Source organism: Paludibacillus litoralis (genome assembly GCF_037646705.1).
Classification (GTDB): Bacteria; Pseudomonadota; Alphaproteobacteria; order Rhodobacterales; family Rhodobacteraceae; genus Pikeienuella; species Pikeienuella litoralis.
In genome coordinates this window covers 22,501-36,266 of record NZ_JBBHER010000007.1, presented here as the reverse complement: position 1 = coordinate 36,266, position 13,766 = coordinate 22,501, and the positions used below count along the sequence as shown (strand labels likewise).

Annotated in this window: 14 protein-coding genes and 1 other RNA gene (1 of these 15 running past the window's edge); 6 read left to right on the top strand and 9 right to left on the bottom strand. The window is 67.1% G+C overall.

Going from position 1 to position 13,766, the window contains the following annotated elements; all coding sequences use genetic code 11:
• Positions 1–48 precede the first annotated feature (48 nt).
• Positions 49–1,752 carry a bifunctional sulfate adenylyltransferase/adenylylsulfate kinase gene (locus WG921_RS13010; RefSeq protein WP_340109674.1) on the bottom strand — a complete coding sequence of 568 codons (1,704 nt, stop codon included), beginning with the start codon at positions 1,750–1,752 and terminating at the stop codon, positions 49–51.
• A gap of 196 nt (positions 1,753–1,948) precedes the next feature.
• Between WG921_RS13010 and WG921_RS13005 the strand changes: the two genes are divergently transcribed.
• Entirely contained in the window at positions 1,949–3,637 is a 1,689-nt protein-coding gene (locus WG921_RS13005; RefSeq protein ID WP_340109673.1) for an NAD(P)H-dependent oxidoreductase subunit E, read from the top strand.
• 138 nt (positions 3,638–3,775) lie between these two features.
• A complete protein-coding gene (locus tag WG921_RS13000; protein WP_340109672.1) occupies positions 3,776–4,387 on the top strand; it encodes a glutathione S-transferase in 612 nt (203 codons plus the stop codon).
• Positions 4,388–4,467: 80 nt separating this feature from the next.
• Here the strand turns inward: WG921_RS13000 and ahcY are convergent, their stop codons facing one another.
• The gene (ahcY, locus tag WG921_RS12995; RefSeq protein ID WP_340109671.1) at positions 4,468–5,859 is read right to left on the bottom strand and encodes an adenosylhomocysteinase; all 1,392 of its coding nucleotides are present in this window, start codon (positions 5,857–5,859) and stop codon (positions 4,468–4,470) included.
• Positions 5,860–6,003: 144 nt separating this feature from the next.
• On the bottom strand, positions 6,004–6,636 hold the full coding sequence (locus WG921_RS12990; RefSeq protein ID WP_340109670.1) for a hypothetical protein: 633 nt from the start codon (positions 6,634–6,636) through the stop codon (positions 6,004–6,006).
• A 135-nt stretch (positions 6,637–6,771) separates the two neighbouring features.
• Between WG921_RS12990 and WG921_RS12985 the strand changes: the two genes are divergently transcribed.
• Positions 6,772–7,371 carry an HD family hydrolase gene (locus tag WG921_RS12985; protein WP_340109669.1) on the top strand — a complete coding sequence of 200 codons (600 nt, stop codon included), beginning with the start codon at positions 6,772–6,774 and terminating at the stop codon, positions 7,369–7,371.
• Between the two features lie 6 nt (positions 7,372–7,377).
• On the opposite strand, the gene ychF is transcribed toward WG921_RS12985, so the two are convergent.
• Positions 7,378–8,475 (bottom strand): redox-regulated ATPase YchF, encoded by a 1,098-nt coding sequence (ychF, locus tag WG921_RS12980; protein ID WP_340109668.1) that lies wholly within the window; start codon positions 8,473–8,475, stop codon positions 7,378–7,380.
• Between the two features lie 80 nt (positions 8,476–8,555).
• Here ychF and WG921_RS12975 point away from each other — a divergent pair, with 80 nt between their 5' ends.
• Both WG921_RS12975 and WG921_RS12970 read left to right on the top strand, forming a co-directional pair.
• Positions 8,556–8,963: a c-type cytochrome gene (locus tag WG921_RS12975; RefSeq protein ID WP_340109667.1), complete on the top strand. Its 408-nt coding sequence runs from the start codon at positions 8,556–8,558 to the stop codon at positions 8,961–8,963.
• Between the two features lie 72 nt (positions 8,964–9,035).
• Complete coding sequence (locus WG921_RS12970; protein ID WP_340109666.1) at positions 9,036–9,767, top strand: cytochrome c biogenesis CcdA family protein; 732 nt, start codon at positions 9,036–9,038, stop codon at positions 9,765–9,767.
• An 18-nt stretch (positions 9,768–9,785) separates the two neighbouring features.
• On the opposite strand, the gene WG921_RS12965 is transcribed toward WG921_RS12970, so the two are convergent.
• The 5 genes from WG921_RS12965 to WG921_RS12945 all read right to left on the bottom strand — a co-directional run bounded on the left by WG921_RS12965 (position 9,786) and on the right by WG921_RS12945 (position 12,939).
• Positions 9,786–10,043 (bottom strand): ribbon-helix-helix domain-containing protein, encoded by a 258-nt coding sequence (locus tag WG921_RS12965; protein ID WP_340109665.1) that lies wholly within the window; start codon positions 10,041–10,043, stop codon positions 9,786–9,788.
• A 50-nt stretch (positions 10,044–10,093) separates the two neighbouring features.
• Positions 10,094–11,488 (bottom strand): class II fumarate hydratase, encoded by a 1,395-nt coding sequence (fumC, locus tag WG921_RS12960; protein WP_340109664.1) that lies wholly within the window; start codon positions 11,486–11,488, stop codon positions 10,094–10,096.
• A gap of 67 nt (positions 11,489–11,555) precedes the next feature.
• Complete coding sequence (locus tag WG921_RS12955; RefSeq protein WP_340109663.1) at positions 11,556–12,023, bottom strand: SspB family protein; 468 nt, start codon at positions 12,021–12,023, stop codon at positions 11,556–11,558.
• A gap of 119 nt (positions 12,024–12,142) precedes the next feature.
• Positions 12,143–12,492, bottom strand: a transfer-messenger RNA (tmRNA) gene (ssrA, locus tag WG921_RS12950).
• Between the two features lie 18 nt (positions 12,493–12,510).
• On the bottom strand, positions 12,511–12,939 hold the full coding sequence (locus tag WG921_RS12945; RefSeq protein WP_340109662.1) for a VOC family protein: 429 nt from the start codon (positions 12,937–12,939) through the stop codon (positions 12,511–12,513).
• Positions 12,940–13,078: 139 nt separating this feature from the next.
• On the opposite strand from WG921_RS12945, the gene thyX reads away from it, so the two are divergent.
• Positions 13,079–13,766 carry the 5' portion of an FAD-dependent thymidylate synthase gene (thyX, locus tag WG921_RS12940; RefSeq protein WP_340109661.1) on the top strand. 245 nt of this gene lie beyond the right edge of the window, so only the first 688 of its 933 coding nucleotides appear in the window; the start codon lies at positions 13,079–13,081; its stop codon lies off the right edge, out of view.

The window sequence follows — 13,766 nt, the reverse complement described above, 5'->3', positions numbered from 1 at the left end:
CCGCGCGATGGCCGCCCCGGCGGGAGCGGCCATCGCGCGGATTCGGCCTCAGGCGGAGATCAGGCCCATGCTTTCCAGCTTCAGCATCACGTCCTGCGCGCAATCGTCGGGCGTGACCTTGATGGTGTCGCAGACCAGCTCCGGGTTCACCGGCGCTTCATAGGGGTCGGAGATGCCGGTGAATTCCTTGATCTTGCCTTCGCGGGCGAGCTTGTAGAGGCCCTTGCGGTCCCGGCGCTCGCATTCCTCGAGGCTGGTCGCGACATGCACCTCGATGAAGGCGCCGTATTGCTCGATCATCTCGCGGACCGCCTGGCGGGTCGCGGCGTAGGGCGCGATCGGCGCGCAGATCGCGATGCCGCCGTTCTTGGTGATCTCGGAGGCGACATAGCCGATCCGGAGGATGTTGAGGTCGCGGTGCTCCTTCGAGAAGCCGAGCTCGGAGGAGAGGTGCTTGCGCACCACGTCGCCGTCGAGAAGCGTGACCGGGCGCCCGCCAAGCTCCATCAGCTTCACCATCAGCGCGTTGCCGATGGTGGATTTCCCCGAGCCCGAAAGCCCGGTGAAGAACACGGTGAAGCCCTGGCTCGCGCGGGGCGGCCGGGTCTTGCGAAGCTCGGCCACCACCTGCGGGAAGGAGAACCATTCGGGGATCTCCAGCCCCTCCTGCAACCGGCGGCGAAGCTCGGTGCCGGAGATGGAGAGGACGGTCGCGCCCTCGGGCACCTCGTCCACCGGCCGGTATTCGGCGCGGTCCTGCACATAGACCATCTGCTTGAAGGGGACGAGCTCGACCCCGATCTCGCGGGCGTGTTCGGCGACGAGGTTCTGCGAATCATACGGCCCGTAGAAATCCTCGCCCTGGCTGTTCTTGCCGGGGCCGGCGTGGTCCCGGCCGACGATGAAATGGGTGCAGCCGTGATTCTTCCGGATCAGCGCATGCCAGACCGCCTCGCGCGGGCCGCCCATCCGCATGGCGAGATTGAGCAGCGACAGATGCGTGGTGGAGGCGGGATACTGGTCCAGCACCGCCTCGTAACAGCGCACGCGGGTGAAATGGTCGATGTCGCCCGGCTTGGTCATGCCGACGACGGGATGGATCAGGAGATTGGCCTGCGCCTCGCGCGCGGCGCGGAAGGTCAGCTCCTGATGGGCGCGGTGGAGCGGATTGCGGGTCTGGAACGCCACGACCCGGCGCCAGCCGAGCTTGCGGAAGAAGGCGCGAAGCTCGTTCGGCGTGTCGCGGCGCGATTTGAAATCGTAATGCACCGGCGGCTGGATGCCGGTGACCGGCCCGCCGAGATAGACCGGGCCGGCGGTGTTGTGGAGGTAATTGACCGCCGGGTGCGCGATATCGTCGGCGCCGAAGACCTTTTCGGCCTCGCGCGACTTGTTCGGGACCCATTTGTCGGTGATCGACATGATCGCGAGGATCACGCCCTCCTGGTCGCGAAGCGCGATGTCCTGATCGGGGCCGACCGTCTCGGCGAAGGCCTCGGAGACGTCGAGCGTGATCGGCATCGGCCAGAGCGAGGCGTCGCCGAGGCGCATGGTCTCGAGGACCGAATTGTAGTCCGACTCGCCGAGGAAGCCCTTGAGCGGGCTGAAGCCGCCGTTCATCAGCAATTCGATATCGCAGATCTGGCGCGGCGTAAGATCCCAGGACGGCAGATCCGCCGCCTCGATCTTCAATTTGGCGGCGCTCTCTGCGGAGACGTAAAGTTCTGGTATCGGCGCGATGTTCGCGGACATGTCAAATGACCTTAGTACTATGGGAATGGCGCCGGCCGGCGCCAACTGGGTTCTTGCGGCCTATTGCGATGGCATGGTGAAAAATTCAAGAGTAGGTGAGATTCGCCGCCGGAAACGCGCGCGCGCTCCGATCATCGACAGACGCGGATCGCGGGCGTAGCCTTCCGTTCGGGTGCGGAGAAGCGAGGGATGCGGCATGGCCTTTGACAAGCGCAAAGGCGTCTGGAAGTCCGGGCGCGGCAAGGGGCGGGCGACGCCGAAGGGGCGGCAGTTCGAAGACGCGGCGCTGGCGGAGATCCGCGCGCTGCTCGGCGACCGGCCGCGCCGGCGCGACCTGCTGATCGAGCATCTGCATCTGATTCAGGACCGGTTCGGCCATCTCTCGGCGGCGCATCTCTGCGCGCTGGCCGAGGAGATGCGGCTCTCGCAGACCGAGGTCTATGAAGTCGCGACCTTCTACGCGCATTTCGATGTGGTGAAGGAGGGCGAGGCCCCGCCGCCCGCGCTCACGATCCGGGTCTGCGACAGCCTCTCCTGCGAGCTCGCGGGCGCGCGGGAGCTGAAGGCGGCGCTGGAGGCCGGGCTGGACCCGGCGGAGGTCCGCGTGATCCGCGCGCCCTGCATGGGGCGCTGCGACACCGCGCCGACGCTGCAGATCGGCCATCTCCATATCGACGAGGCGACGCCGGAGAAGGTGCGGGCCGCGATCAAAGCCGGAGACTTCACCCCGCCGATCCCGGATTACGAGCCGTTCGGCGCCTATCGCGCGGCCGGCGGCTACGAGGCGCTCGAAGCGCTCCGGGCGGGGGCGAAGACGCCGGACGAGGTTCAGGAGACGCTTCTCGCCAGCGGGCTTCGCGGCCTTGGCGGCGCGGGTTTTCCCACGGGAAAGAAATGGTCCTTCGTGCGCGGGGCGCCGGGCCCGCGCTATCTCGCGGTGAACGGCGACGAGGGCGAGCCGGGGACGTTCAAGGACCGGTATCATCTCGAACGGGTCCCGCATCTTTTCCTCGAGGGGATGCTGATCGCCGCCTGGGCGGTGGAGGCGGAGCGCTGCTATATCTACATGCGGGACGAATATCCGGCGGTGCTGGAGATTCTCCGGCGCGAGATCGCGGCGCTGGAGGCGGCGGCGCTGGTCCCGCCGGGATATGTGGAGCTGCGCCGCGGCGCCGGCGCCTATATCTGCGGCGAAGAGAGCGCGATGATCGAATCGATCGAGGGCAAGCGCGGCATGCCCCGCCACCGGCCGCCCTATGTCGCGGCGGTCGGGCTGTTCGGGCGCCCGACGCTGGTTCACAACATCGAGACGTTGCATTGGGTCGCGCGGGTCTGCCGCGAGGGGCCGGAGGTGCTGAACGCCGTCGAGCGGAACGGGCGCCGGGGCCTGCGCTCCTATTCGGTGTCGGGAAGGGTGAAGGCGCCGGGGGTGAAGCTGCTTCCCGCCGGCTCCACCATCCTCGACATCATCGAGGCGTCTGGCGGCATGGCGGAGGGGCATGTCTTCGCCGCCTACCAGCCGGGCGGGCCCTCGGCCGGGCTCCTGCCGGCGTCGATCAACGACAGCCCGCTCGATTTCGACATATTGCAGGAGCACAACTCGTTCATCGGCTCCGCCGCCGTCGTCGTGCTGTCCGAGACGGACAGCGTGAAGGCGGCCGCGCTCAACATGCTGCGGTTCTTCGAGGATGAGAGCTGCGGCCGCTGCACGCCCTGCCGGGTCGGCTGCGAGAAGGCGGTGAAGCTGATGCAGGCCGAGCGCTGGGACCGGGAGCTTCTCTCCGATCTCTGCGAGGTGATGGAGGACGCGTCGATCTGCGGCCTCGGCCAGGCGGCGCCGAATCCGATCCGGCTGGTGATGAAGCATTTCCCCGACGCGGTCTGACCGGTCCGGCCGCGCGCGGGGCGGGCCGCTTCGGAGCCGCTTGCGCGGGCGCGGCTTCCGGCTCATTCTCGGCGCTTTCAAATGTGGGGGGAGCGCCAGCGCGGCTGGGGTCAGCCCTCCGCGCCGAAGGAGGAATAGATGCAGCTTTTTCACGCTGGCCCGTCGCCCTATGTCCGGAAGGTCATGGTTCTGCTCGAAGAGGCCGGCAAGACCGGCGATGTCGCGCTGATCGACGGGGCCACGACGCCGGTCGATCCGAACAAGGCGCTGATCGCGGCCAATCCGGTGGGCAAGATCCCCTGTCTCGTGCGCGATGACGGCCCCGCGCTCTACGACAGCCGCGTCATCACCCGCTATCTCGACGCCAAATACCGGACCGGCCTCTACCCGACGGGCGAGGCGCTCTGGTCCACGATGACGCTCGAGGCGCATGCGGACGGCGTGCTCGACGCCGCGTTGCTCTGCATCTACGAGACGCGGATGCGGCCGGAGGAGCATCGCTCCGAGGCGTGGGTGAACGGGCAGCGCGCGAAGATCTCCCGCGGGCTGGACGCGCTGGAGGAGCGCTGGCTGGCCCATCTCGCCGGCCCGCTCGACATGGGAGTGATCGGGATCGGCTGCATGCTCGGCTATCTCGATTTCCGCAGGGAGATGGGCGGCTGGAGCGATTGGCGCGACGGCCGGCCCGGGCTCGCGGCGTGGGGCGAGGCGTTCCTGAAGCGCCCGTCCATGGCGGCGACGGCGGCCTGATCGAAAGACGCCCGCCGGCGCATCTGCGCGCCGGCGGGCGTTCGTTTCCGTGACAAAGGCGCGGCGCGCCCTCCGAAGCGTCAGTAGCGGTAATGGTCCGGCTTGTAGGGGCCTTCGGCGGGAACGCCGAGATACTCCGCCTGATCCGGATTCAGAACCGTCAGCTTCACGCCGATCCGCTCGAGGTGAAGGCGGGCGACCTTCTCATCGAGATGCTTCGGCAGGATGATGACCTCCTTCGCGTAAGCGTCGCCGCGGAGCCAGAGCTCGATCTGGGCGAGCACCTGATTGGTGAACGAGGCGGACATCACGAAGGACGGGTGGCCGGTGGCGTTGCCGAGATTGAGGAGTCGCCCCTGGGAGAGCAGGATCAGCCGGGCGCCCGAGGGCATCTCGACCATGTCCACCTGGTCCTTGATGTTGGTCCATTTGAGGTTCTTCAGCGCCGAGACCTGAATCTCGTTGTCGAAATGGCCGATATTGCCGACGATGGCCATGTCCTTCATCTCGCGCATGTGCTCGATGCGGATCACGTCCTTGTTGCCGGTGGTGGTGACGAAGATGTCGGCGGTCTTCACCACGTCCTCCAGCGTCACGACCTCGAACCCGTCCATCGCCGCCTGCAGCGCGCAGATCGGGTCGATCTCGGTCACCTTCACGCGGGCGCCGGCGCCGCGGAGCGAGGCGGCGGAGCCCTTGCCGACATCGCCGTAGCCGCAGACCACGGCGACCTTGCCGGCCATCATCGTGTCGGTGGCGCGGCGGATGCCGTCGACGAGGGATTCCTTGCAGCCGTACTTGTTGTCGAATTTCGACTTGGTGACGCTGTCGTTCACGTTGATCGCGGGGAAGGGCAGGCGCCCCTGCTCCATCAGCTTGTAGAGGCGGTGCACGCCGGTCGTGGTCTCCTCGGAGACGCCCCTGATCATGGCGCGCTGTTTCTTGAACCAGCCCGGGCTCTGCTTCATGCGCTTGCGGATCTGGGCGAAGAGGGCCTCCTCCTCCTCGGAGGTCGGGGTGGCGATCAGCTCCTCGCGGCCCTCCTCCACCTCGGCGCCGATGACGATATACATCGTCGCGTCGCCGCCATCGTCGAGGATCAGGTTGGCGCCGCCATCCTTGAAGTCGAAAATGCGGTCGGCGTAGGCCCAGTATTCCGGCAGCGTCTCGCCCTTGATGGCGAAAACCGGGGTGCCGCCGGCGGCGATCGCGGCCGCGGCGTGATCCTGGGTCGAGAAGATGTTGCAGGAGGCCCAGCGGACCTCGGCGCCGAGCGCGACCAGCGTCTCGATCAGCACGGCGGTCTGGATCGTCATGTGCAGGGAGCCGGCGATTCGCGCGCCTTTCAGCGGCTGCTCGGCGCCGTATTCCTCGCGGAGCGCCATCAGGCCCGGCATCTCGGTCTCGGCGATCGCGATCTCCTTTCGGCCATATTCCGCGAGCGCGATGTCTTTCACGATGTAGTCGGCCATTTGGGGCTCCTGCTTTCGCCGTTCGGCGCGGGTTCTGGGATTGCGGTCGCTATAGCAGCGTGATCCGAGGCCAGCAATGCGGCGGGTCCGACAATGAAAAAGGGCGGCCCCATGGGACCGCCCGATCATTCCGTCGCCGTCGGATCAGGCGGCGGCGCGGCGCCGCCAGCCCATGAAGCCGAGAAGCGCGAAGCCGCCGAGCGCCAGCGGCAGCGCCGCCGGAACCGGCACCGGCGCGATGGCCAGAGACGCCGAGAAGGTCGCCCCGTCGGTGGGAGACGCGAGCCCGAGGAGGTTCCCGGCCCCCTGCGGGAGAAGCAGACCGATGGCGAACATGCCGGAGACCGAGTTGGCCGTCGTCACGATGTCGCTGTAGCTGTAGTCGACGTCGACGCCGAGAATCTCGATCGTGCCGGGGTTCTGGGTCAGCACCGGCGCGAACAGGGCGGCGAGGCCGGAGCCGGTCGCGAAATCGAGGATGTCGTTGATCGACATCGGCGGCAGGAGCGCCGCCTCATCGAGGATCAGATCGTTGTTGAGCGTGAAGTCGGCGGAGACCCGATAGGTCCGCACGGCGTCGAAATCCGCGATCAGCGATTCCGCGAAGAAGTCGCCGGTGATGTCGATGTCGTATCCTCCGGGCGCCGTGGCCGACAGGAAAACGCCGTTGGTGATGTCGACGCTGGCGCCGCCGACGACCGCGGCCTGAGCGGTGGAGCCGAGCCCGAGGCAGGCGAGGCCGAAAAGCGCGGACTTGATCAGATGCGGCATGTTCATTTTGTCTCCTTCGGGGCCTAAAGCTCGCCGGGGGTATATGCGACAATGCGCGAAAATCAATCTAAAGGTTAAGAAAGAACTAATGGAAATTGTAGAATCTCACATGCCGAATCCGCCGCGGCGGGTCGCCGCGCGATGAGGCGGGACGCGGCGCCGCGGGCGTGGCAGCGGATGCTGTCGGGGCGGCGGCTGGACCTGCTCGATCCGTCGCCGCTCGACATCGAGATCGGCGATATCGCGCACGGGCTGGCGCGGGTCGCGCGCTGGAACGGGCAGACGCGGGGCCAGTGGGCCTATTCGGTGGCGGAGCATTCGGTGCTGGTGGAGCGGATCTTCGCGAAGCTCAAACCGGCGCCGAGCGCCGATCAGCGGCTGATGGCGCTGCTGCATGACGCGCCGGAATATGTGATCGGGGACATGATCTCGCCGTTCAAGGCCGCGCTCGGGGTGGATTATCACGCGTTCGAGGCGCGGCTGGAGAAGGCGGTCCATCTCAGCTTCGGGCTGCCGGCGGCGACGCCGGAGGCGGTGGCGGCGCGGATCAAGCGCGCCGACCGGGCCTCGGCCTGGCTGGAGGCGGTGCAGCTCGCCGGATTCGACGAGCAGGAGGCGGGGCGGCTGTTTTCGCGGCCGCGCTTCGCCGGCTGGCGGGAGATCCGCCTCGCGCCGCTTCCGCCGGACAAGGCGGCGGCGGCGTTTCTGCGCCGGTTCGACGCGCTGATGGCGGCGCGCTGAACCCGCTCAGCGGTTGAAGAGGAAATGCATGACGTCGCCGTCGGCGACCTCATACGCCTTGCCCTCGGCGCGGAGCTTTCCGGCCTCCCGCGCCTTCTGCTCGCCGCCGAGCGCGACGTAATCGGCGTAGGCGATCGTCTCGGCGCGGATGAAGCCCTTTTCGAAATCGCCATGGATGACGCCGGCGGCCTTCGGCGCCTTCCAGCCGCGCTGGATCGTCCAGGCGCGGGTCTCCTTCGGGCCGCAGGTGAAATAGGTGATGAGCCCGAGCAGCTCGTATCCGGCGCGGATCAGCCGGTCGAGCCCGGCCTCGCCAAGGCCCATCTCCTCCAGAAAGAGCGCGCGCTCGTCGGGTTCGAGCTGCGCGATCTCCTCCTCGATCGCGGCGGAGATGATGACGGCGCCGGCGCCCTCCGCGGCGGCGAGCGCCTCGACCTTCGCGGTGAGCGCGTTGCCGCTCGCGGCGTCGGCCTCGGCGACGTTGCAGACATAGAGCACCGGCTTCGCGGTCAGAAGCTGGAGCATGGTCCAGGCCTTCTGGTCCTCCTCGTCGATCTCGACGGTGCGCGCGGGGCGCCCGGCTTCGAGCGCGGTTTTCGCGGCTTCGAGCAGGCGCTGCTGCTGCAGGGCGTCCTTGTCGCCGCCTTTCAGCTTGCGGACGAGATTCTGCATCCGCCGCTCGATGCTTTCGAGATCGGCGATCATCAGCTCGGTCTCGATCGTCTCGGCGTCGGCGATCGGGTCGATCCGGCCCTCGACATGGGCGATGTCGTCATCCTCGAAACAACGGAGGACATGGGCGATGGCGTCGACCTCGCGGATATTGGCGAGGAACTGGTTGCCGAGCCCCTCGCCCTTCGAGGCGCCGCGCACGAGCCCGGCGATGTCGACGAAGGTCAGCCGGGTCGGGAGCGTCTCCTTCGAGCCGGCGATCTTCGCCAGCGTCTCCAGCCGCTCGTCCGGGACGGAGACCTCGCCGACATTCGGCTCGATCGTGCAGAAGGGAAAATTGGCGGCCTGCGCCGCGGCGGTGCGGGTCAGCGCGTTGAAGAGAGTCGACTTGCCGACGTTCGGCAATCCGACGATTCCGCATTTGAACCCCATTTCCGCCCCTTTTCCGTGTCGTGCGGCGCCTGATTAGCCGCGTTGCGGCGCGGCGGCAATCCGCTAGGGTGGCGCGCGTGATGAAGAAAGCGTTCCTCCCCGCCCTCGCGCTGGCGCCCGTCGCGGCGCTGGCGGCCCCTCTGGTCGATTATGTCGTCGAGGATGCGGCGTCGATTCCGGCGCCCCTCGCGGAGTGGTCGGGCGATCCGGGGCCGGGGGCGGCGCTTTACGCGGCGGCGGGCTGCGCGGGATGCCATGACGGAGACGGCGCGCCGGATTTCGCCGAGATGGGGGCGCGGCTTTCCGCGGGCGAGATCAGGCTGATGATCGTGGAGCCGAGAATCGTGGATCCCGAGACGGCGATGCCCGCCTATTACACGCCGGGAAAGGCGGGCGAGGCCCCGGACGAGCTGGTCGGGCGCACGCGGCTCACCGCGCTCGAGATCGAGCAGATCGTGGCGTTTCTCACCGCCGGCGCGGCGCCTTGACGGGGAATGCGCGAAATCGTGAGAGGACCCCCGGCTCCGCTTGCGCTATGGGGCGATGAACGGAGTGGATGAATGCTGGAAATCCTGACGGCCTTCGCGGGCGGACTCTTGAGTTTTCTCTCGCCTTGCGTGCTGCCGCTGGCGCCGCCCTATCTGGCGTTCATCGCCGGGACCACGCTGGATCAGCTGACCGAAGACGAGAAGATCGACGACGCGCTGGCGCGCCGGGTTCTGGTCTCGTCGATCTTTTTCGTGCTCGGGCTCGCCACGGTGTTCATCACGCTGGGCGCCACCGCCTCCGCGCTCGGGCAGATATTGTTGCAGAACAAGATCCTGTTCGGGCGGATCGCCGGCGGGGTGATCATCATCCTCGGGCTGCACTTCCTCGGCGTGATCCGGATTCCGTTTCTCTATCGGGAGGCGCGGCTCGACGCCGGGCGGACGGCGGGAAGCTACGCCGGGGCCTATGTCATCGGGCTCGCCTTCGCCTTCGGCTGGACGCCGTGCATCGGGCCGGTGCTCGCCACGATCCTGGTGCTGGCGGGGCAGGAGGAGACCATCGGCCGGGGCGTCGCGATGCTCGCGGTCTACTCGGCGGGGCTCGGCCTGCCGTTCATCCTCGCGGCGCTGTTCGTGCGGCCGTTCCTGCGCTGGATGCGCGGTTTTCGCCGTTATCTCGGCCTGGTCGAGAAGGCGATGGGGCTGCTGCTGATCGCGGTCGGCGTCGCGATGATCACCGGAGCGTTCAACCGCGCGGCCTACTGGCTGCTGGAGACGTTCCCGGTGCTCGGGTCCATCGGCTAGGCGGGCCGGGGGCGGCGCTCACCCGGCGTTGTCGGAGTCTGCGAGGGCGCTCGGATCGCGGAGCGCGGCGGCCAGCACATGAACCCGGATCGCCGACGCGAGACCGACATCGAGCGGGCGGGCGGCGTCGATTCGCGCGGCGAGCGCGTTGACCGACACCCCCTCGGCCCGCGCGAGGTTCCGGAAGGCCCGCCAGAACGGGGCCTCCATGGTCACGCTGGTGCGGTGCCCCGAGAGGGTCAGCGAATGTTTCTCGGGGCGGGCGTATGTGGTCATGCGAAACGGCTCGGCCGGGCGCGCGGGGCCGGGGCGACCCGGCCGCCGGATCAAGCTTTCGGGCCGATCATGTCCTCGGGGCGGACCACGCGGTCGAAGGTCTCGGCGTCGACGAAACCGAGGCGAACCGCCTCCTCCCTGAGCGTGGAGCCGTTCTTCAGCGCGGTTTTCGCAACCGTGGTCGCCTTATCATAGCCGATTTCGGGCGCGAGCGCGGTCACCAGCATCAGGCTTTCGCGCATCAGTTTCGAGATCCGCTCCTCGTTGGCCTGAATGCCGGCGACGCAGTTGTCGGTGAACGCGGAGGCGGAATCGCCGATCAGCTGCATCGACTGGAGAAGATTGTAGATCATCATCGGTTTATAGGTGTTCAGCTCGAAATGGCCCTGGCTGCCGGCGAAGCCGATCGCGGCGTCGTTGCCCATGACATGGGCGCAGACCTGGGTCAGCGCCTCGCATTGGGTGGGGTTCACCTTGCCCGGCATGATCGAGGAGCCGGGCTCGTTCTCCGGCAGGAGAAGCTCGCCGAGCCCGCTGCGCGGTCCGGAGCCGAGAAAGCGGATGTCGTTGGCGATCTTGAACAGCGACGCGGCGACGGTGCGGACCGCGCCGGACGCCTCCACCACGGCGTCATGCGCCGCCAGCGCCTCGAACTTGTTCGGCGCGGTGACGAAGGGAAGGCCGGTGATCCGCGCGATCGCGGCGGCGACCGCCGCGTCGAAGCCGACTTTCGTGTTGAGCCCGGTGCCGACCGCGGTGCCGCCCTGCGCCAGCTCGTACAGGTCGGGGAGGGCGCGCTCCACGCGCTTGATCCCCTGCGCGACCTGATGGGCGTAGCCGCCGAATTCCTGACCGAGGGTCAGCGGGGTCGCGTCCTGGGTGTGGGTGCGGCCGATCTTGATGATGTCCTTGAACGCCTCCGACTTTTCCTTCAGCGCGGCGTGAAGTTTCTTCAGGCCGGGAAGGAGGACCGAGGTGGCGATGGTGGCCGCCGCGATATGCATGGCGGTCGGGAAGGTGTCGTTCGAGGATTGCGAGCGGTTCACGTGGTCGTTCGGGTGCACCGGATCCTTCGAGCCGATGACGCCGCCGAGCATCTCGATGGCGCGATTCGAGATCACCTCGTTCGCGTTCATGTTGGTCTGGGTGCCGGAGCCGGTCTGCCAGACGACGAGCGGGAAATGATCGTCGAGGTCGCCGGCGGCGACCTCGGCGGCCGCTTTCACGATGGCGTCGCCAATCTTCGGGTCGAGCGCGCCGAGCTCCATGTTCACTTCGGCGCAGGCCTGCTTGATCACGCCGAGGGCGCGGACGATGGCGACCGGCTGACGTTCGCCGCCGATGGGAAAGTTCATCAGGCTCCGCTGGGTCTGCGCGCCCCAGTATCGGTCGGCCCGCACTTCCAGCGGTCCGAAGCTGTCGGTCTCGGTGCGGGTGGCGGACATAAGCGATTCCCTTCTTCGTGGGCCCTCGGGGCCCTGATCTGATGTTCGTGGTCCGGCGCGTGCGGACTCAGTGTTTGCGGAACGTGTCGAGGCTGACGACGTCGGCGGAGCCTTTCGGCTCCTTCTCTTCTTCACCGGCGGCGGCGTCCTCGGCCGCGGCGTCCGCCTCCTCCTCGACCTCGGTCGCGTCGAATTTCAGGCCGAATTCGACCGACGGGTCGACGAAGGTGAGGACCGCGTCGAAAGGCACATAGAGATCGGCCGGGCGGTTGGTGAAGCTGAGCCGAATGCGGAATCCCTCAGGCTCGACCTCGAGCCCCTCATATTCATGCTGAATGATGATGGTGATCTGGTCGGGATATTTTTCGCGAAGCCAGTCGGGCATCCGCGCCGCGCCATGGGCGCAGGAGAACGTGATGTAGAAATGGTGGTCGCCCGGAAGGCCTTCCGCCGCGACTTCCGTCAACGCCTCCGCCATGACGCCGCGAAGCGCGCGCTCCATCAATTGGCCGTAGTTCAAGCCGTCTCTGGGCATCCAGTCTCTTTCTTCCGTTTTGCGAAACATATCCGATTCGCCGGTCGATCATAGACGGTGCGCCGTCGCAGGGAACGACCTGACGCAAGATAGAGACGGATTTTGATGTGGGAGGTAAAGGTGCAGGCTTCTGTTGCCAGGCGCCTGCGGGCCCCGCCTGCAACTGCTAAGCTGCAGGACTTAGGTTTCGGTTTGGGCGCTGCTTACGCAGCGACGGCCACCGGAGCACGGTTGTCATTGGCAACTGTACTTTTTGCACCGATAACGGTGGTGGCTCACCGGGTGAAAGCAAACACCTTTAGACGTCCGTCGATCCTGTTTCGGCCCCTCGCCCGCCAATGAACGGGATTTTGGTGGAGCCGCCGGGTACCGCCCCCGGGTCCGATCCGTGTATTACGTGCGCGTTTATCACCATAGTCCCCGAGGGGACGCCATGAACATAGGCGCGCCGCGCCCGGTTGTGAAGGGGCCGGCGCGCCTGAATCGCTCACCAGCTGCCGGTGTTCTCCATGCTCTTCCACGGCTCTTTCGGCTCCTGCGCGCCGCCGGCGTTCAGAAGCTCGATCGAGATCCCGTCCGGCGAACGGACGAAGGCCATGCGCCCGTCCCGCGGCGGGCGGTTGATGGTGACGCCGGCGGCGCGGAGCTTCTCGCAGATGGCGTAGATGTCCTCGACCTCATAGGCGAGATGGCCGAAATTCCGCCCTTCGCCGTACGCCTCCTCCGAGCCCCAGTTATGGGTCAGTTCGATCTCGGCGTCGCTCTGGCCCGGGGGCGCGAGGAAGACCAGGGTGAACTTGCCGGCCTCGTTGTCGATGCGGCGGGTCTCCTCCAGCCCCAGAAGATCGCAATAGAAGCGCTTCGAGGCGTCGAGGTCCTTCACGCGGACCATGGTGTGCAGATATTTGATTTTCACATTGCGCTCCTTGTTCGGTTCATTCGCCTTCCGCCGGCGGCGGGCCGCCTCTCATCGCCGTCGCGTCGGCTTGAATATCTCGCTCTCACGCGCAAGATGCGGCGTCTCGCAGCGCGCGACAGGAGATCAGGGACACGATATGGCGCTTACGGCGGAACAGCAAAACGAAATCGAAAAGTCGCGGGCCGACGCGCGGCCGACGCGGCGCGCGGTCTCGGACGGGCTGGAGGCGCGGCTTTACGAGGCGATCCCCTGTCTCGACCATGGGTTCGTCCGGGTCATCGACTATATGGGCGACGATTCCGCCATCGTGCAGGCGGCGCGGGTGAGCTACGGCGCCGGCACCAGAAAGGCGCGCGACGACCGCGGGCTGATCCGCTACCTGATGCGCCACCGCCATTCGACGCCGTTCGAGATGTGCGAGATCAAGCTGCATGTGAAGCTGCCGATCTTCGTCGCGCGGCAGTGGATCCGGCACCGGACCGCGAACGTGAACGAATATTCCGCCCGCTATTCGGTGATGGACCGGGAGTTCTATATCCCCGCGCCGGAAAATCTGGCGGCGCAGGCCAGCTCCAACCGGCAGGGCCGCGGCGCGGTGCTCGAGGGCGCGGAGGCGGAGGAGGTGCTGCGGCTCCTTCGAGCCGACGCGAACCGGTGTTACGACACATATGAGCGGATGCTGAACCAGACCTACGCCGGCGAGACGATCGACCCCGGGCGCGCCGGCCTCGCGCGGGAGCTGGCGCGGATGAACCTGACGGCGAACATCTATACGCAATGGTACTGGAAGGTGGACCTGCACAATCTCCTCCACTTCCTCTCCC

Coding starts and splice junctions, on each gene's coding strand:
- ahcY (WP_340109671.1), bottom strand. CDS start 5,859: ATGGCCGACTACATCGTGAAAGACATCGCGCTCGCGGAATATGGCCGA.
- WG921_RS12970 (WP_340109666.1), top strand. CDS start 9,036: ATGCTGGAAATCCTGACGGCCTTCGCGGGCGGACTCTTGAGTTTTCTC.
- ychF (WP_340109668.1), bottom strand. CDS start 8,475: ATGGGGTTCAAATGCGGAATCGTCGGATTGCCGAACGTCGGCAAGTCG.
- WG921_RS12975 (WP_340109667.1), top strand. CDS start 8,556: ATGAAGAAAGCGTTCCTCCCCGCCCTCGCGCTGGCGCCCGTCGCGGCG.
- WG921_RS13005 (WP_340109673.1), top strand. CDS start 1,949: ATGGCCTTTGACAAGCGCAAAGGCGTCTGGAAGTCCGGGCGCGGCAAG.
- WG921_RS13010 (WP_340109674.1), bottom strand. CDS start 1,752: ATGTCCGCGAACATCGCGCCGATACCAGAACTTTACGTCTCCGCAGAG.
- fumC (WP_340109664.1), bottom strand. CDS start 11,488: ATGTCCGCCACCCGCACCGAGACCGACAGCTTCGGACCGCTGGAAGTG.
- WG921_RS12955 (WP_340109663.1), bottom strand. CDS start 12,023: ATGCCCAGAGACGGCTTGAACTACGGCCAATTGATGGAGCGCGCGCTT.
- WG921_RS12990 (WP_340109670.1), bottom strand. CDS start 6,636: ATGAACATGCCGCATCTGATCAAGTCCGCGCTTTTCGGCCTCGCCTGC.
- WG921_RS12985 (WP_340109669.1), top strand. CDS start 6,772: ATGAGGCGGGACGCGGCGCCGCGGGCGTGGCAGCGGATGCTGTCGGGG.
- WG921_RS12965 (WP_340109665.1), bottom strand. CDS start 10,043: ATGACCACATACGCCCGCCCCGAGAAACATTCGCTGACCCTCTCGGGG.
- WG921_RS13000 (WP_340109672.1), top strand. CDS start 3,776: ATGCAGCTTTTTCACGCTGGCCCGTCGCCCTATGTCCGGAAGGTCATG.